Raw genomic sequence first — 18,991 nt, 5'->3', positions numbered from 1 at the left:
TAGCTTACAGATTCCTCTTTTTTAGCTCATTTACGGCATGATCGGCCGCTCTTGCAGTTAAGGCCATATAGGTCAACGAGGGGTTCTGGTTTCCAGAGGAAGCCATACAGGCACCATCGGTCACATATACATTGGGTACTTCATGTAGCTGATTGTGCTTGTTCAATACCGATGTCTTGGGATTGTGGCCCATACGTGCTGTTCCCATCTCGTGTATGCCACCACCCATATAGGAATCCCTTTTGGTGGCTCTCACGTCTTTAAAACCAGAGTTCTCCAGCATTTCTTGAGCTTGAATAATCCAATCTTTCTTCATTCTTTTTTCATTTTCCTTGAATTCGGCATCGAAGGTAATGGTAGGCAGGCCGTATTGGTCCAGCTTGTCATAATTTAAGGACATGTGGTTTTCATGATAGGGTAGTACCTCTCCAAAACCGCCCATATTAATACGCCAACCACCAGGCTCTAACATGGCTGCCTTATATTCTTTACCATAGCTGTATTCGGGAATTACGGTACTGTAATCGTTTCTGCCCGCTCCTCCTTGATATCCGTATCCGCGGATAAAGTCCACCTTCTCAGACGATGCATTGAGATTTCTAAAACGGGGAATGTAAAAGCCGTTAGGCCGTATTCCCTTGTAATATCTATTATCGTAACCATCTATTTTGGCGGACGCTCCTGCTCCCAATTGATGGTCCATAATATTATGGCCTAGCTCCCCGCTGGCATTACCCATTCCGTTTGGAAAGGCGTCTGATTTGGATTGCATCAAAATTGCGGTGGAGGCCATGGAAGATGCGCATAGGAAGATGACCTTGGCCTTGAACTCAAGTACCTCTTTTGTTTTGGCATCGATTACCCGTACGCCCGTTGCTTTTCCCTTATCCTTGTCATAGACGACTTCATGTACGATTGAATCCGGTCGCAAGGTCAAATTTCCAGTAGCTTCCGCCATGGGTATCGTAGAGGAATTTGAGCTGAAATAAGCCCCATAAGGACAACCTCTTTTGCATCTGTTTCTATATTGGCAAGTGCCTCTTCCCGATCCGGGTTTGGTACCTTCGGTAATATGGGCAACCCTACCAATAGTCAAAACACGATCGCTATAATTTTTTGCAATTCCTTGTCTTAAATGCTCTTCCACGCAGTTGAGTTCCATCGGTTTTAGAAATACGCTATCAGGCAGATGGGGAAGACCCAAAGCCTCTCCGCTGATTCCTACGTGTTTTTCCACATAGCTGTACCAAGGCTCAACATCCTTATAACGAATAGGCCAATCCACACCAATTCCGTCTTTGGCATTGGCTTCAAAATCAAGATCGGACCATCTGTAGGTCTGCTTTCCCCAAATTAAGGACCTGCCGCCCACTTGTGTTCCTCTGATCCAATCAAAGCGTTTTACTTCATCGTAATCGTGTTCGGAATCCTTATTGAAGAAATGTTTTGTAGTGTTATCTACTCGCCAGCGTAACTGTTTGGTATAATCTTTCTTTTGTTCCGTAGTAAGTTGACCTGCATTGGGTAAATCCCAAGGGTCTTGATGCATTGTAGGATAATCAAGTAGATGGTTGACCATTCTACCACGTTCCAGCACGAGGGTTTTGAGTCCTTTTTCACAGAGTTCCTTTGCGGCCCAGCCGCCACTAATACCAGTACCTACTACAATAGCGTCAAATTGATTCTCTGCTGATTTTAAAAACATTTTTTAATGTATTTGAGTTTTATTAAAATTACGAATTAGCTTGATGCAGGGTGTCCTGTAGTGTTAGGTATTCAATTCCGTTTAAAAAATAACTGGACAGGGACATAAACATATCCTTAGTTCGATGGTTTACAAAGATCAAACTGAATAATCAATGTACAAATTTCCTATATTCATGCACGAAAAATTCGTGGAAATACTGTTTTAAAGATATCTGTTATAATCCAAACTGTCTTGGCAGCCAAAGGCTCAACTCCGGAAAATACGTAACTAAAAATAACGCTAAAATCATCGCAACAAATAAGGGCAACAAAGGTTTCACCACCTTTTCTATAGATGTTTTTGCAATACCAACCCCAACAAAAAGTACCGAGCCTACAGGTGGTGTGCACAGGCCTATACATAAGTTTAGTACCATAATGATTCCGAAATGAACCGGGTCCAGTCCCAAAGCGGTCACTACTGGCAAGAAAATGGGTGTAAAAATGAGAACGGCTGGTGTCATATCCATAAATATCCCCACAAAGAGGAGCAATAGATTTATGATCAAAAGGATAACGATAGGGTTATCGCTTAGTGCCAAAAGACCGGTACTTATTTCTTGAGGGATGTTTTCGTAGCTCAATGCCCATGACATACTCATTGAGGCACCAATGAGGAGCATCACTATAGCAGTAGTTCCTACAGAATCCAAAAGGATTTGTGGCATTTTTGGTAAGCTTATTTCCCTGTAGATCATTCCAAGTACAAAACTGTAAAGTACTGCAATCGCAGAGGCTTCGGTTGCGGTAAAAATGCCGGTAACGATTCCGCCAATAACAACGACCAACATCAAAAGACTCGGAAGCGCATCCACAAAAGTTTTTAAAACGGCTTTTAAGGTACTGCGTTCGCCCACTTTGTATCCTTTTTTCTTAGCCCAGAACGATGCAACGATCATTAGAAAAAGTCCGGTTAAGATTCCCGGGATGTAACCCGCTAAGAAGAGGGCTGCGATTGATGCACCACCGCTGGCCAAGGAATAAACAATCAACACATTACTGGGAGGAATGATTAGTCCTGTGGTTGCAGCCGTGATATTTACCGCAGCTCCAAATTCCCTGGAGTACCCTTCTTTTTCCATTTCGGGGCCTAAAATACTCCCCATTGCAGATGCTGCCGCCATGGCGGAACCAGCGATGGCACCCATAAGCATGGCCGATATGATATTGATCAAAGCCAAACCTCCTGGTAGTGCGCCTACCAAAGTCTTTGCAAAAGCAATAAGCCGGTGCGCTATGCCACCCTTGTTCATGAGTTCCCCTGAAAGTATAAAGAGCGGTATGGCCAAGAGCGCAAAACTATCTAACCCGGTGCCAATACGCTGTGCAACGGTGGTAGATGCAGGTAGCACGGGAATACTGACCAATAATGTTAATAAGGACGATATCGCGATACTCCATGCTACGGGAGTACCAATAGTCAATAGACATATAAAACTAATAACTAAAACAAGTATTGGTGCGTACTCCATAGCTGCTTATTTTTTTAAAATATCTGAAATCTTGTAGTAGATAATGAGTAGTCCGCTGATGGGAATTACCGCATATACAACGGCCAAGGGCACCTGCAATGCGGGGGAGTTTTGCCCTAGGACATAGGTAATGTAAACAAGTCTTGAGCCTCCAATGACCATGGCCAGTACGCAAAACAGAATAATAAGGATCCGCACGATGAACATCAAGCGCTTTTGCACGGGTTCACTTAGCCTTGTTGGTATAACATCTATGGCTACATGCATATTCCTGCCGGATATGTAGGCGGCGCCAAGAATGCCCACCCAGATCATAAGGTAGCGGGCCAGTTCATCCGTAAAGGAGCTGGGAGCCCCTAGAATGAAGCGACTTGCCACCTGCCACAGTACGTTGAGTACCATTACGGCCATAATAATGACCAGTAAATTAGCCAATATTTTATCCACGGTTTTTCGCAATTGCATAGGTTCTTTGTTTGGTTATTTGGTTGCCTGAATATCTTTTATGAGTTGATAGAACATTTTGTCCTCTTTGTATTTTTCAAAGGAGTCCTTTATCTTTTCCGAGAACAAGGTTTTATCCGGTCTAATGATTGTAACGCCGGCTTTTTGGACGGCTTCCAGGGCTTCGTTTTCGGCCTCTAGCCATAGCTTACGTTGGTACACTATGGAAGCATCCACGGCTTGTTTTAACCAGCCCTGTTCCTCTGGCATTAGTTTGTCCCAGAGATAGGTTCCTGCCAATAGCACGTCGGGGAGTACGGTATGTTCGTCCAAGGTGTAATATTTGGCTACCTCATAATGTCTGGAGAGATAAAAACTAGGTGGATTGTTTTCTGCGCCATCCACCACTCCTTGTTGTAGTGCGGTGTACAGTTCTCCCCAAGAGATTGGAGTAGGGGAGCCGCCCAGACTACTTACCATGTCCATTGCCGTAACGCTTTCCATTACCCTTATTTTTTGTCCCTCTAGATCGTCTGGGGTGTTTACGGGCTTATCCTTGGTGTAAAAGCTACGGCTACCGGCGTCGTAGTACCCTAATCCCTTTAGCCAATATTGTTCCCCTTCGTTCAATAATTGCTGTCCTATGGGGCCGTCCAAAACGGTAAAAGAGTGTTCCCTGTCACGGAATAAAAAGGGCAGCCCTAAAATCTTCATCCTTGGTGCAAAATTTTCTAGAACGCCAACGGATACTTTGGTCATGTCCAAACTTCCGATCTGTAAAAGCTCCAAACACTGCCGTTCTGTACCTAACTGCTGACTAGGGTAGATTTCTAGTTTTAATTTCCCATTGGAAAGCGAATCCAAGTCTATTCCCATTTTTACCATTGCCTTGTGTACGCTATGGCTTACATCTAGTCCATGGCCTAAACGTATGGTTTTGGTGTCATCGGTCTCCGCGCAAGACATGGCGAATACGCTAGTAAATAAAAGGAGTAGCTGCGTTTTTAGTTTCATTTTGTTTTATTTCACGGTAACTTGCAGCGGATTTTTTAGACGTTCCGAAAACAAGGTGAGATACTCTTCCCATTCGCTTTTTGTCGTAAACTGACCACTTTTTTTCCAACTAAAACCGGCGTAATACACCGCTTTGTTATGATCGGTTTTAATATGTGCAAAAAGATTGCTCTCGTCTTTTCTATCCGTATCATAATGCTCAAATCCTATCATGGCATTTTTGGGAACTACGATTCCCGTACCCAGTTCCGAGTCAAAATGGGGTTCCCAGTAGCTTAGCCAACCTTTATCGGTATCTACCCCAATTTCACCTTCTTTTTTATGAAGGGTTAATCCGGCGGATATCGTATCGGATCCTTTCAGGGTAATCTCAAACCGGGAAAGATTTTGACCATAGTCCAAGGATATCTTTTTTTCCTCGGATATCATATTCCCGGCTGCATCCCAATCGGCGTAAGTAAGAATAAAACTGGTTCTTATGGGTCCTGTACTCAAGGTTTTCCAAGACGTGAAGTTTCTCGATATATAATAGGTAGTATCCACTTTTTTGGCTATACCGCCAACACCCCTGCTACGGCCAACATGAAAATTGTCCAAACCTTCGCCGTCATCTTTGTGGTAACTGCCATCAGTCTCCAATTCTTTTTTGTACCATTTGTTGATGATAGGATAATCCACCCGTTTTAACCAAGCGTCCATACCACTGGACAGCGTACCTCCCTTGACCCCGTCTTCGACCATTTTTTGGGCCGCGGGACCGTAGGTTCTAAAAGCAACACGGTCATTTTCCCAAGCGTAATCATCCGTGCGTTCCGGAACAAAGCGTGAATAGCAAGCAGGAATACTATCGGTTGCCGAAATACTTTCAGCAAAACTTACCTCAAATACTTTTTCGCTATTGGCAGCAATTTCAGGTTGAAACAAAACAGCATCCATGGTACCATCGCCATCCTCGTCCACTTGCTGGGAAACGATTTCCCTTTTGGTTTCGGCATCAATAAGTACAATATTACCTTTTGATGCTTCGGTGTTTATGGACGCCAAATTCACCGAAACCGTTTCAAATGAACGATCGTTATTAAGTGTGTTTTTAACAATGATTTGCAGTTTAGCTTCCCTTGCTTCTTCACAAGATAAGAGTGCCACAAAAATAGATGCTGATGCAAAAAATGGGAGTGCTTTCATGTTAGTTAATTTTCGTTGGATGGTTTTCCTATGGTCGCCAAGATGCCACCATCTACATAGACCACATGTCCGTTCACAAAATCACTTGCCCTTGATGCCAAAAAAATAGCGGCACCGGCCAAATCGTCCGGGTCTCCCCATTTGGCAGCTGGTGTTCTGTTGATGATAAAATCGTTGAAGGGATGTCCATCTACCCGTATAGGAGCGGTCTGGGAGGTAGCAAAATATCCCGGACCGATACCGTTGGTCTGTATATTGTGCTTTGCCCATTCCGTGGCCATATTTTGTGTAAGCATTTTAAGTCCACCTTTTGCCGCTGCATAGGCACCCACCGTATTTCTGCCCAATTCGCTCATCATTGAGCAAATGTTGATGATTTTCCCCTGCTTTCTGGCAATCATCCCTTTAACCACATGCTTGGACACAATAAAAGGGCTCACCAAATCAATATCAATAACGGCCTTAAAGTCTGCTACTTCCATATCTTCTAGAGGTGTACGCTTTATAATCCCGGCATTATTGACTAAGATATCTATTGGACCCATTTTGCTTTGTATGCTGTTAACGGCCTCAATAACTTGAGTCTCATCGGCAACATTGAATTTATATCCTATAGCTTTGATGCCCTCATTCTTATAAAAGGCTACAGCATCATCAATTTTCTGTTGTGATGAATTTCCATTAACGATAATAGTAGCACCTGCATTACCAAGACCTTTGGCCATTGCCATTCCTAGACCATGGGTGCTTCCGGTGACCAGTGCAATTTTTCCACTAAGGTTAAAAAGTTCTATGCTCATCTAATTATCTTAAGTCGGTTATTTTGGCAACGTCCATATCCCCATAATCTAAATTTTCACCAGCCATACCCCAAATGAAGGTGTAATTGGAAGTTCCGGAACCACAGTGTATAGACCAAGGTGGGGAAATTACTGCTTCGTGATTTTGCATCCATATATGTCTGGTTTCTTGCGGTTGACCCATAAAATGACAGACCGATTGTCCTTCAGGTACATCTAAGTAAAAATAGACCTCCATTCTTCTGTCGTGAACGTGCGCAGGCATGGTGTTCCATACACTACCTGTTTTTAGCTCTGTCATTCCCATTTGCAGTTGGCATGTGGTAACGACACCGCCAATAATCATCTGACTTACGGTACGATGGTTTGCTGTTTCTAAAGAGCCTAATTGCAGCTTATTGGCTTCGGCCAGACTAACTTTTTTCGTTGGGTAGGAAGTATGGGCAGGTGCAGAGTTCAAATAGAACATGGCTGGTTTCGTAGGGTCATCACTTTTGAAAATAACCTCTTTAGCGCCACTACCAATATACAAGGCATCTTTATGCGCCAAGTTGTATGTACTGCCATCTATGACTACCGTTCCGTTATTGCCCACATTGATAATCCCCAACTCTCTTCTTTCGAGAAAAAAACTAGCTTTTAGTGGGTCTATAGCTTCTAACTTTAAAGGGCTTTCCGGTACCGCGGAACCTGCAATATAACGGTCATAATGCGTGTACGTAAGGTTGATTTTCCCTTTTTGCATGAGGTTGTCTATCAAGAATTCATCTCGCAATTCCGTGGTGTCATATTTTTTAACGGCTTCTGGACTGGAGGCATATCGTGTTTCGTAGGATACTGACATTATCTGTTTTTTAAGATTAATTAAATATTGATTCGATCATCGGGGCTGTAAACCTGCCGGATAGGTAGGCTTGCCTCGACATCTTTAGGTTGTTTCCTTTCTTATGACCCGTAGCGTACTACGAGTAAATAGACCTTCTTATACCAAGTTCAAGGCCCCGTAATTCTGCCAAGCCCCGCAGGCGGCCGATGCCGGAATAGCCCGGGTTGGTCTTTTTGCGCAGGTCGTCCAGCATTTTATGACCGTGATCTGGGCGAAACGGCATGCGCAGGTCTTTTCTGCCATTGGTTTTTCGTTTTTCCTGTTCTTTGATAAGGGCTTTCATAACGGCGAACATGTCAACATCGCCTTCCAAATGATTTGCTTCATGAAAATTACCGTCGGTATCGCGTAGGGTGCTTCGTAAATGGATAAAGTGGATGCGATGGCCCAACCGTTCTACCATGCCCGCTAAGTCGTTATCGTCCCTAACGCCAAAGGAGCCTGTGCAAAAAGTGAGGCCGTTGTTGGGGCTATCCACCGCAGTATAAAGGTCCACAATATCCTGTTCCGTACTTACCACGCGTGGCAGTCCCAAAATAGAATACGGCGGGTCGTCCGGATGTATACACATGAGTACGCCTGCTTTTTCCGCAGTGGGTATGATATGTGACAAAAATTCAAAGAGGTGCTTTTTAAGCTTAGGTGCGTCGATGGCATCGTAGGTAGCTAAGATAGTATTGAATTCTTCCAAGGAATAGCCTTCCTCTGCTCCCGGTAGTCCGGCAATGATGTTGTTTGATAGTTTTTGTTTTTGAGCATCATTTAAACCTTCAAAGTAGGTTTTTGCTTTGCTTTTTTGAGTGTCCGAGTAAGTGGTTTCTGCACCTGGACGTTCCAATAAGAATAGTTCAAAAGCTGCAAATGCAGCGGACTCAAAACGTAGGGCAGTAGACCCATCTTCTATTTCAAAGTCTAAGTTGGTACGCGTCCAGTCCAGTACGGGCATAAAGTTGTAACAGACGATATCAATAGCACATTCCCCTAAATTTGAAAGTGTTTGCTTATAATTTTCAATGTAGCTTAGGTAGCTATCCGACTGTGTTTTAATGGATTCGTGAATAGGCACACTTTCTACAACCGACCACGTGAGGCCGGCTGATTCGATTGCATCTTTTCTTTTTTTGATTTCCGAAATGGGCCAAACCTCCCCATTTGGAATATGGTGCAAGGCAGATACTACTCCTGTAGCCCCAGCTTGTCGAATATCCGATAAGGAAACCGGGTCATTAGGCCCATACCATCGCCATGTTTGTTCTAACGTTGAACTCATTTTTTACTAGTTTTACTCCTAAAATTTAGTACTTAATTTATCGTTGAGCATTTGTCTTAGTTCTTGCACCTTGCTATGATTTTTATCAGCAATATTTAGCGCTTCCTGTTCTACAGATTCGTAGCTGTAAAGTTCGCTAAAGTTATCCTCATGTATAATGAGCCTGAAATTAGGTACGCGAATAGTTTGTGCCTTTTTCCAATAGGATATGGCAGGATGCCCAGGTGAATGAGGGTTTTCTAATATCGGCCTTAAAGATTGGCCCTCGGCAAAATCAGCATTAGGAACACCGGTTAAATCACATAAAGTTGGAAAGATATCCAATGTTTCGACTATACCAATAGATTTCGTACCCCCATGTTTTAGTCCGGGAAAATTAATAATTAGTGGGGATCTTAATGCGGTATCAAAAAGATTGTGTTTACCCCATATGGCATGCTCTCCCAAATTCCAACCGTGATCGCCCCAAAGTACAACGATAGTATTCTTATCTGCTCCCGTTGCTTTTAATTTTTTAAGTATGCGCCCAACTTGAGCATCGGCATAGCTTACACATGCCGCATAATATTTTCGAAGTTGTAGGCCTAATTCAGCATCCGTATCTAAATTTTTGCCCCAAAGATCATATTGTTTTATTTCGTTAGAAGGGTGCCAAGTACTTTTTCCTACTGGTTTCGTTGGATAGGGATTTTTGGGGAAGGATACACCATCATAAAGCTCCAAGTACTTCTTTGGTACTCCAAAAGGTAAGTGTGGCTTTATGATACCAACCGCAAGAAAAAATGGTTTATTCGGAGTAGAAGCCAAGGTTTCTAGTTCTATTAGCGCTTGTTCCGTAATAAGGTCATCCGGATAGGTATCTTCCTTATATATTGCGGATTCATATACGGTCATAGTACCTTTTTCTTTGCTCCGTACCATCCCATTTTTTAATCCGTGCATTGCCCCGCGTGGGTGTTGCCAAGCACCAACAGGCATAAGGTTGCGATGCCATGCGTTCGGCATTTCTAAAATCTGTTCATCGTTCCAATCCGGGCCTCCTAGTCCTCCTGGATGATGGGAAACCTTACCCACCGAAACAGTTGTATACCCATGTTCCTTAAACCATTCCGGCATGGAAGGATATCTATTGTATTTTGTTTTCTCTAGTGCACGTTGGAAAAGCGCATCGTTTTCAGAGGGCCCATAAGTCCCGGTCAATAGGGTGTATCGAGAAGGGCCACAGCTAGGTGCATTTACGTAATGATTCATAAACGCACGTCCTTTCTGTGCGAGTTTATCAATGTTTGGAGAATGAATATACTCGTGCCCAAAAGAGGCTAATTCCGGACGTAGGTCATCAACGCAAATAAGAAGAATATTTTTAGGTTTTTCAGTTTGCGCATACGTAGCTATACCTAGTGTTAATAGGGACAGAATAACAATGACGCTTCTATTGTTCATTACTTTGATTTATTTGTTATACTCCGCTAAAAGCACTAAATCCTCCATCAACAGGAACTACTATCCCCGTTACAAAAGCTGCGCCATCACCACACAACCATAGTGTAGTCCCAATAAGGTCATCGGGCGTTCCAAAGCGACCCATTGGCGTCTGGCCAATAATGGTGTTGCCTCTAGGTGTTAATACGCCGTCAGTTTCGGTTAACAAAGCCCTGTTCTGATCGGTCAGAAAAAAACCGGGGGCCAAGGCATTTACACGTATACCCACTTTTGAAAAATGTACGGCTAGCCACTGGGTAAAATTAGATACGGCCGCTTTGGCTCCACTGTAAGCGGGTATTTTGGTCAAGGGTGTAAAGGCGTTCATGGAGGATATGTTCAGGATGCTGCAGCCTTCCCTTCCTACCATATCTTGAGCGAATACCTGTGTTGGCAATAAGGTTCCTATAAAGTTGAGGTTAAACGTAAACTGTATTCCGGAGCTGTCCAGGTCAAAAAAGGTTTTAAACCCTTCCGAGGTATTTTCCAAATCCTCTTTTTCCAAGTACGGATTGCTAGTGGTTCCTAACGGATGGTTTCCACCTGCTCCATTGATAAGAATATCACAGGGGCCTAGTTTGTTATTGATTACTTTTTTTGCAGCTAAGAGCGATTCTTTTTCTAAGACATTCGCAACAACACCTAATGCGTTTCCGCCATTTCCATTTATTTCATGCGCAACCTTATCTGCGGCTTCTTTCTTCAAATCCAACACGGCAATTTTATGACCTTCTTTTGCCAGTGCTAGTGCCAATGTGCTGCAAAGAACACCTCCCGCTCCAGTTAGTACCACTACTTTATTACTCATGTGTCAGTATTATTTTTTAAATTTTACAGATAGTATACAGTTCAATTTCTACTTTAATCTCAAATTTCAAGCTTTTAGTTTAAAAGAACTAATGGCCTACCAGAGCAATAGTACAAATATGGAGTCAAAACGCCCATTTTCTAGTCTCTAAAACTACTTAATATTGCTGCTGTCTGTATCCTGTAGTGTCTTGTACTTGATTCATAGTCGGTAATTATAGTACCGGCTTTTAAGATATAAAAGTAAAAGTTATGATATATTTTTTCAATTATTTCATTCGTAAGGTATGCTAAATTGTTTTTGCTCCTCTGTTCGGTAACAATGATATCGCAACAAGTTTCTGAAGTTTTAGGGTTTTTCAACCGGACGGATAAGGATTACCTTCTGGATTTTAGTTACGCGGGTTATAGATTTGGAGAAAACAACTTCCAGAAAATGAGGGCAAAAATAATATTGGTAACTGATTATCGAGCAGTGCCAAATACCGAGAAATGTTGAACCTTAAATAATACAAATAAAAACTCCGATTAAACGCGAATTTATAATGTGCGTTGTTCCAAGTTAAGTGCAATAATAAAATCACACTGTTTTAAGTGAGTTTTCAAAAAATAGTCGGGGTATCGGTATCCTTTTCTTACTGCTTTCCTTTTTCCTATTACTTTGCTGATTTTTTTTCATGGTTGAGCATTTTTAGATTACAATGATCAATCACGTGAAGGAAGTATTAAAAAAGGAATATTCGAGTACATACTCACATCTTGGATAATGGGTTCATGTGTCAGTTTTTCAAAAAGGTTGTGTTTGTAATTTACCATGGCGTACATATCTATCTTAAGTTTTTCTAGAAAAGTATCAATAACTTTGGCTTTGTCATCAAATTCCTGCGCCACATGTAAAGTGTGCTCAACCGTTTGTAAACAACCTTCTAAAAGTTTTCTGCTCTGTTCTTGTGTAGGAGTTAAGATATTTTTTTCATTAATGTGAACGATCCTAATGGAGGCATTCGATAGCGCGGTAATCTCCAATAGCGGTGCAATCGACTTTTGGGTGCAGTTTTTTTCAAAATCGGTCACGAAGGCAACTTCTTTTGGTGATTTGAAATCCAGCTCTCCAGGTATGGCAAGTACGGGACATTTTGTAACGTGCTTTACGGTTTGTATGGTATTACTACCAAAGAATATATCTACGGCCTCGGTAAGGCCTTTGTTTCCCATGACCAATAAATCTATGTCCAGTTCTTCCAAGTTTTGAATAATAACCTTTATCAATTCTCCTTTTTTAGAAATTGTTTTAAAGGTATGTTTGGGATTTTCCGTGTCCAAGACAATTTTATGGGACGTACTGGTAAGCCTTTCCTTTGATTGGATTTCTAGTTGTTTCAATAGTTTTTTACCGGCAAATCCAGGTAGTAAGGTGCCTTTTAATGGTGTGAGTTCTGAGTAGGTGTTCAACAAGTAAAACGTACACTTTTTAGATTCTAGTAGTTTTGACGCATAGAAAAGTGCGCAGTAAGCGTTATTGGAAAAATCAGTAGCAACAAGAATATTTTTCATAATTCAAAGGTTTATAATTGCGGAATCACCATAAAGGGTACCGTTACATGAAATCCAATTTTTTTGATGACAGGTTCCCTAAACAAACGTTCCATAAAGGTGTGCTTGTTCTGCACCATAACTATGAGGTCTACAGGAGTTTCCAACTGGAATTCATTTACCGCGGAAATAACACTGTTATCGGGAACATCATGGAAGATTGAAGAATTGCCAAGAAGTTTTTTCAATTGTCGTTTGTTCTGTTCTTGATCCTGAGAAAGATCATAGCCCGTGCTTACGTGCAATACATTAATGGTAGAAGTATACGCATCGGCAATTTCTAACAGTTGGGGAAACTTTTCCTTTTCGTATTGGATTTCATAATCGGTAGGAAATAAAATCTCTTTAGGTTCTCTAAACCCATAGTTTGGTGGGATAGCGATTACAGTACACTTGGATTTTTTGATGACGTTTGCCGTATTACTGCCGAACAAAACTTCCTTCGCCCCGGTCGCTCCTTTCGTACCCATGATGATAAGGTCTATATTTTTAGTTTCTACAACTCCTTTTACAGTGTCGGTAAAATGACTGTAAAAGGCCAAGGGAACAAATGTATGTTCTGTATTTGAGGATAGTTCTTTTATGCGCGCTATTAACGCGTTTAGATTTTGCATGCTATCCTTCAAGAGAGCGTCCGCTAATTTTCCCGATGCTCTTTTAACTGATGTTCCCGCACCGGTATATCCGGGTATCGGATTAATATGCATTACATAAAACGTACATTTTGTTTTTTGAAAAAGTTCAATACCATACGTAATGGCGTTCCATGCGTTGTCAGAAAAGTCGGTGGGTACAAGAATGTGCTTCATGTTGATTTCATTTTTTTAAAGAATAAAAATAATGATGAAAGAAATCAACTGAAATGATTTATGTCATATTGAGGTGTTGGATAACGCTTTTAAAAAGATGAGTCCTTTCTGAAAAAGCAATCATCGGAATTTAGAAATTTCGTTAGGAACAGCTATATAGATGAAAAACCCCAATACTGACCCAAATCATTTCGCAAATAGAACTGCCCCATTACTTTAGTCTTCAAATAATAAAACGAGGTAAGAAATGAAATTGATATCTAAAAAGGAAATTGAACACTTGGATAGTATCCATAGCGAAACGTGTATCTCTATTTTTATCCCTACACATCGGGCAGGGGAAGCAGTTTTACAGGGAAAAGATGCCCTACACTTAAAAAATCAATTGAAGGAGGTAAAGAATAAGTTGGAACAAGAGGAGATGGGGCAGAGGGAAATTGATACGCTGCTAGCCCCTATCAAAGAACTTTTGGATGATAGCGAATTCTGGCGACACCAATCTGATGGACTTGCTATTTTTTGTTCCGATTCTTATTTTGAAAAGTATACATTGCCTATACATTTCGAGGCATTTAACTATGTGGCAAACGGTTTTTACGCCAAACCGTTGTTGCCTCTATTCACAGGAGATGGTACGTTTTATGTACTTGCTTTGGAGTTGGAAACCGTAAAACTCTACGAATGTACACGACACAGCATTGTTGATATGGTCATCGATGATTTAGTTCCGTCTCGCATGGAAGATTGCGTAGGGTATGATTATGAGCAAAAAGGTCTTCAATATAAAAGCGGTGCAGATGCACAAGGTAGGGCCATATATCACGGACACGCCGAGGCCGATCGAGGCCGTAAAAAAGAAATAACACAATATTTTAAGGCAATAGATAAAGGACTAAGCACGCTTTTGAATACCAATAATATCCCCATGATTGTGGCCTCGCAAGACTATTTGTTTTCCATTTATAAGGAAGGAAACAGTTATAAACAGTTGTTGGATGACCATATATCCTGTAACCTTTCAGAAACCGATAAGTTTCTCTTGCACGAAATGGCTTTGGAAAAAGTAAGCCCCATTTTTGACAAGGATCAAGAAGAAAAAGTAGAATCGTTTAAACAGTACGATGGCACGGGTAGAACATCTTCTGAAATAGAGCAAGTATTACCGGCGGCACTTGAAGGGAAAATCGATGCACTTTTCTTGGAGAATAGAAAAGATATCTGGGGAGTATACAATCCTGAAAAAAGACAGATACGGATTGATGAGGAACCATTGCCCACAAGTGTATCGTTATTGAACAAAGCAGCCATAAAAACCTTCCTGAACGGTGGTAAGGTATATCTATTGGAAAAGGAGGGAATGCCGAACCCTTACTCAAGAGTGAATGCCTTATATCGCTATTAAAAGCATTAAAATGAAATATATAGTATTCATTTTGGCAGTATTTGGCTCAGGATTATTTTTTTCTTGTCAACCCCCTGTCGTTTTTGGTGAGCCACAGCCCGCAGACCTAAAATCGTTATCCGTTATTCCTCGCAGCTACCAAGGCATTTATTGGTGCAAGGTCGATAGTGCCACGCTATACGTCGACGAAAAGTCTTTTATCAAGCGAAAGGAATTGTTGGTCAGATTGACAAGGGCCGAAATTGATTCTAGTAGCGATTTGGAACTCCGTAACGGAAGGTTGTTTGTAAGAGAATGGGAAACTGATTTTCCCGCCCAGGAAAAAGGCGATACCATTGTCTCAAAACTGGTGATACGTGATACGTTATTTTCTATTGGGGATGAACAGCTATTGAAACCCTATAAGGGACATTTGATTTTAAATTCCAAATTAGATGAAAATGCTTGGGCGGTTTTGGTAGCATCCCATAAAGGAGCTGGACTTCTTTCGCTATCACGAGCAGAGATTCCTGAAAATTTGACGCAGTTAGATTCGATAACCCCAGTTAAAATAACGTCGAAGAGCAGTGACCGGGGAACACAAATCTATATTACCCCGACTGCTGACCAATTTGGACGTATTTTGGAAAAGGGATTGTTGTTCAATGCTTCTTGTTCCGAATTTGAGCGTATTATTCCTATGAAGGAACATATATATTAAGATTGTTTCTTAAAAAGTTCATAAATCAAGTGTGGACTGACCCAAATCATTTTAAAACGGCAAGACCTACCATAATTTAGACACTAATTAAATGATTGTTTAACCTAAAATTATAATATTATGTCACTAGTAAAATTTAGAAGAAGACCATTTGGCGATTTGGTAACCCAAGATTTTTTTGATTTGGATAGTTTTTTCGATAACCGATGGTCAAGTAACATGCTTCCTGATAACTTTTGGAACGGAAAGTCGGGTGAACCAGCTCTAAATATCAAGGAAACAGATGATAATTTCGAGATCGAACTTGCTGCTCCCGGCTTTGCCAAAAAAGACTTTGAGGTAACCATTGAAGACGGATGTCTTAATATTAAAGCCGAAAAAGAACACTCCGATGAAGAAAAAGAAGAGAACTTTACGCGAAGGGAATTTAGTTATAGTTCGTTTCAACGTTCGCTGCAACTGCCTGATACGGTCAAGGATGAAGATATCAAGGCCAAGTACAATGACGGTATTTTGAGCTTTAAGCTTACCAAAAAAGAAGAAGCCAAAAAATTGCCTCCTAAGAAAGTAGAGATTGCTTGAGGTCTTAACCTTTAAAAAATGCCCTCCTACCAAATCCTAGATGCGTCCATGTAAACAGGGTTGGTTCGGGGGCATTGTCTGTTTTTCAATTGAAATGACAACAGTATGAAGAATCAGCGAACGTTAAAAATCTAAATATGCCAAAAAATCCGTTCGCCCTTCCTATGGAAAAAGTTATTGCCCAATTGGGTAGTAATAACGAACAAGGCCTAAAAAAAGAAGAAGCAGCTAAGCGTTTGGAACACTATGGTCCAAACCAAATCCCAGCTGAAGGTATAAAAAGCCGATGGCGCATACTTGCCGATCAGTTGCGAGACCCTATCATCTATATTTTGGCCGTGGCGGCGGTACTTGCGTTTTTCTTCAGTGATTTGCTAGAGGGCTTTGCCATAGTAGTTGTAATCTTGATTTCGGCTGGAATCGGTTTTTTTATGGAGTTACAGGCGGTTCGTTCCTTAGAGACATTACGTAAAATGGGTCAGGCGATGACCTACGTTTTGCGCTCTGGAAAAAAAATAAAGGTTAAGGCTGCGGATGTAGTGCCGGGAGATATTGTTTTGTTGCAGACCGGAGATGTGATTCCGGCCGATGCCCGTTTGATTGAAGTCGATGTTCTGTCGGTCAAGGAATCTGCCTTAACGGGTGAAAGTATTCCAGTAACTAAACATACAGAATCGCTAAAGGATAATACTCCTATAACGGATCAGATCAATATGGTCTTTAGGGGAACTATGGCAGTTACCGGAACGGGGAAAGCTGTGGTTACCGCTACCGGAAAGAATACCGAATTGGGCAAGATTCAACAAATGGGTGTCGATGCCGAAAAGCAACGCACGCCCCTAGAAAAAAAATTGAACCAATTGAGCAAATGGCTCATTTGGTTGACGCTGTTTTTTGCCATACTTATTGTCTTTACCGGTTATGTGCGCGGCAAAGATCTGTTCTTGATGATTGAAACCGGAATAGCATTGGCTGTTGCCGCGATACCGGAGGGGCTTCCCATTGTGGCTACTGTTGCTCTAGCAAAGGGTATGTTGCGTTTATCGAAAAAAGATGTTATCATAAAAAAACTAGAGGCTGTTCAGACCTTGGGTGCGACCAATTTGATCTGTACAGATAAGACAGGTACCTTGACCGAGGATGAAATGAAAGTGCATACCGTTGTTTTTGGCAACGAATTGCTCACCAATGATTTTCCTATTAAATCCGAAATTCTCAAATCGAAAGTCCAATACGGGGCTTTTGATAAAATGATAATGGCTTCTATACTCTGTAATAATGTAGCGCCAAACCTAGAAGATAGACAGGGTGACTCCATTGAGCTCTCTTTGATGTATTTTGCCGACCATTTGGGTTATGACACGGTCGCTATTAAAAAAGAACATCCTGAAAAAATAGAACTGCCATTCGATGCCGAGCGTAAATTGATGGCAACTGTCAATGGAAAGGAAAACGAATTTGAAGTGTATGTAAAAGGTGCTTATGAAAGTGTAGTGCCCCATTGCGATTTTTATTGGGATAAATCTGGAAGAAAACCCTTTGACCAAAAGGAAGATTGGAATAGAAAGTTGGATGGTTTGGCATCCCAAGGACTGCGAACCTTAGCTTTTGCCTTTAAGGAAGTACTAGAAATTCCAAAAAAAGATTCCTTATTACAAAACCTGACCTTTTTGGGCATCATGGGCTTTATTGATCCTGCAAGGGAAGATGTTAAGCCTGTCATTGATATTTATAGAAAAGCAGGCATACGCGTGGTAATGATAACGGGAGACCATCCGGGCACTTCCCGAAAAATTGCTGAAGAAGTTGGGTTGTTGGAAATAGCTTCCTCGGATGGGAAAGTTAAATTGGGTAGAGATTTACGATATGCGACTGACGAAAATGGCGATTTTAACACAGATGTACTCAACGCTTTAATTTTCGCAAGGGTAACTCCAGCGCAAAAACTGAACTTGGTATCCATGTACCAAAAGAACGGTCATATCGTGGGTATGATCGGTGACGGTATCAATGATGTACCTGCCCTAAAAAAAGCGGATATTGGTATCGCCATGGGTGTTCGGGGTACCGAAGCTGCTCGCGAGGTTGCCGATGTCATATTAAAAAACGACAAGTTTACGGCCATAGAACTTGGCATTAGGCAGGGCAGGGTGGTGTTCCAGAATATCCGTCAGTTTGTGGTGTACCTTTTATCGTGCAATCTTGCGGAGATTTTATCGGTAGGGTTTGCCGCTTTGTTGAACCTTCCGGCACCTTTATTGCCCTTACAGATATTATTTTTGAATTTAATAACCGATGTATTCCCTGCTTTGGCACTAGGATTGGGTAAGGGTGAGGCAGATATTATGGAGCAACCGCCCAAAAATCCAAACGAACCCATCTTGGCCCATAAAGACTGGTTTGCAACCATCCTATATGGCCTTTGTATTAGTGCCGCCGTTCTTGGGGTAGTGGTATACGGAAATTTTGTCTTGCAATTGGCTCCAACGACCATTAACAATATGGCATTCTACACCTTGGTATTGGCTCAATTGCTCAACGTTTTTAATATGCCTAAACGGGAAGAATCGTTTTTTAAAAATGAGGTTACTAAGAATGTTTGGGTGTGGGGGGCAATTGTATTTTCAGTATTGATAACCGTTGCGGTTTATCTAATACCACCAGTTGCCAAAGCACTTTCTTTAGAGACCTTATATTTGGAACAAGTGGGCATCGTCATTGGATTTGCACTTGGTTCTTTGGTGCTGGCGCAATTGGTAGGGCGATTAAATCGTGATATTAAAAAGTAAAGGCATGATA

16 protein-coding genes are annotated in these 18,991 nt (G+C 41.6%); 4 read left to right on the top strand and 12 right to left on the bottom strand.

The genetic code is table 11. The features are described 5' to 3' along the window. Positions 1–4: 4 nt before the first annotated feature. The 12 genes from MS6x_RS07755 to MS6x_RS07700 all read right to left on the bottom strand — a co-directional run bounded on the left by MS6x_RS07755 (position 5) and on the right by MS6x_RS07700 (position 13,508). Positions 5–1,705 (bottom strand): GMC oxidoreductase, encoded by a 1,701-nt coding sequence (locus MS6x_RS07755; protein ID WP_482606607.1) that lies wholly within the window; start codon positions 1,703–1,705, stop codon positions 5–7. 217 nt (positions 1,706–1,922) lie between these two features. Beyond that, positions 1,923–3,218 (bottom strand): TRAP transporter large permease, encoded by a 1,296-nt coding sequence (locus tag MS6x_RS07750; RefSeq protein WP_482606605.1) that lies wholly within the window; start codon positions 3,216–3,218, stop codon positions 1,923–1,925. Positions 3,219–3,224: 6 nt separating this feature from the next. After that, positions 3,225–3,683 carry a TRAP transporter small permease gene (locus MS6x_RS07745; protein WP_482606603.1) on the bottom strand — a complete coding sequence of 153 codons (459 nt, stop codon included), beginning with the start codon at positions 3,681–3,683 and terminating at the stop codon, positions 3,225–3,227. Positions 3,684–3,698: 15 nt separating this feature from the next. Continuing rightward, complete coding sequence (locus MS6x_RS07740) at positions 3,699–4,676, bottom strand: TRAP transporter substrate-binding protein (RefSeq protein ID WP_482606601.1); 978 nt, start codon at positions 4,674–4,676, stop codon at positions 3,699–3,701. A 6-nt stretch (positions 4,677–4,682) separates the two neighbouring features. Next, positions 4,683–5,861: a DUF4861 domain-containing protein gene (locus MS6x_RS07735; protein WP_482606599.1), complete on the bottom strand. Its 1,179-nt coding sequence runs from the start codon at positions 5,859–5,861 to the stop codon at positions 4,683–4,685. Between the two features lie 5 nt (positions 5,862–5,866). Continuing rightward, the gene (locus MS6x_RS07730; protein ID WP_482606597.1) at positions 5,867–6,661 is read right to left on the bottom strand and encodes a gluconate 5-dehydrogenase; all 795 of its coding nucleotides are present in this window, start codon (positions 6,659–6,661) and stop codon (positions 5,867–5,869) included. 4 nt (positions 6,662–6,665) lie between these two features. Then, positions 6,666–7,505 carry a 5-dehydro-4-deoxy-D-glucuronate isomerase gene (gene kduI, locus MS6x_RS07725; protein ID WP_482606595.1) on the bottom strand — a complete coding sequence of 280 codons (840 nt, stop codon included), beginning with the start codon at positions 7,503–7,505 and terminating at the stop codon, positions 6,666–6,668. Positions 7,506–7,623: 118 nt separating this feature from the next. Continuing rightward, positions 7,624–8,817 (bottom strand): mannonate dehydratase, encoded by a 1,194-nt coding sequence (gene uxuA, locus MS6x_RS07720; RefSeq protein WP_482606593.1) that lies wholly within the window; start codon positions 8,815–8,817, stop codon positions 7,624–7,626. Between the two features lie 18 nt (positions 8,818–8,835). After that, positions 8,836–10,260 carry a sulfatase gene (locus MS6x_RS07715; RefSeq protein WP_482606592.1) on the bottom strand — a complete coding sequence of 475 codons (1,425 nt, stop codon included), beginning with the start codon at positions 10,258–10,260 and terminating at the stop codon, positions 8,836–8,838. Between the two features lie 16 nt (positions 10,261–10,276). Beyond that, positions 10,277–11,107 (bottom strand): SDR family oxidoreductase, encoded by an 831-nt coding sequence (locus MS6x_RS07710; protein WP_482606590.1) that lies wholly within the window; start codon positions 11,105–11,107, stop codon positions 10,277–10,279. 704 nt (positions 11,108–11,811) lie between these two features. After that, entirely contained in the window at positions 11,812–12,660 is an 849-nt protein-coding gene (locus tag MS6x_RS07705) for a universal stress protein (RefSeq protein ID WP_482606588.1), read from the bottom strand. 11 nt (positions 12,661–12,671) lie between these two features. Then, entirely contained in the window at positions 12,672–13,508 is an 837-nt protein-coding gene (locus MS6x_RS07700) for a universal stress protein (protein WP_482606587.1), read from the bottom strand. Positions 13,509–13,755: 247 nt separating this feature from the next. On the opposite strand from MS6x_RS07700, the gene MS6x_RS07695 reads away from it, so the two are divergent. The 4 genes from MS6x_RS07695 (at position 13,756) to MS6x_RS07680 (ending at position 18,981) form a co-directional block, all read left to right on the top strand. Then, positions 13,756–14,910, top strand: a complete 1,155-nt coding sequence (locus MS6x_RS07695; RefSeq protein ID WP_482606585.1) for a baeRF7 domain-containing protein — start codon at positions 13,756–13,758, stop codon at positions 14,908–14,910. A gap of 10 nt (positions 14,911–14,920) precedes the next feature. Next, a complete protein-coding gene (locus MS6x_RS07690; protein ID WP_482606584.1) occupies positions 14,921–15,610 on the top strand; it encodes a hypothetical protein in 690 nt (229 codons plus the stop codon). 120 nt (positions 15,611–15,730) lie between these two features. After that, complete coding sequence (locus MS6x_RS07685) at positions 15,731–16,192, top strand: Hsp20/alpha crystallin family protein (protein WP_482606582.1); 462 nt, start codon at positions 15,731–15,733, stop codon at positions 16,190–16,192. Between the two features lie 137 nt (positions 16,193–16,329). Continuing rightward, the gene (locus MS6x_RS07680; protein WP_482606580.1) at positions 16,330–18,981 is read left to right on the top strand and encodes a cation-translocating P-type ATPase; all 2,652 of its coding nucleotides are present in this window, start codon (positions 16,330–16,332) and stop codon (positions 18,979–18,981) included. Positions 18,982–18,991 lie beyond the last annotated feature (10 nt).

The organism is Maribacter sp. MS6, from assembly GCF_056839185.1.
The sequence above is the reverse complement of the archived record's forward strand: the minus strand, read 5'-3'. Positions and strand labels throughout refer to the sequence as shown.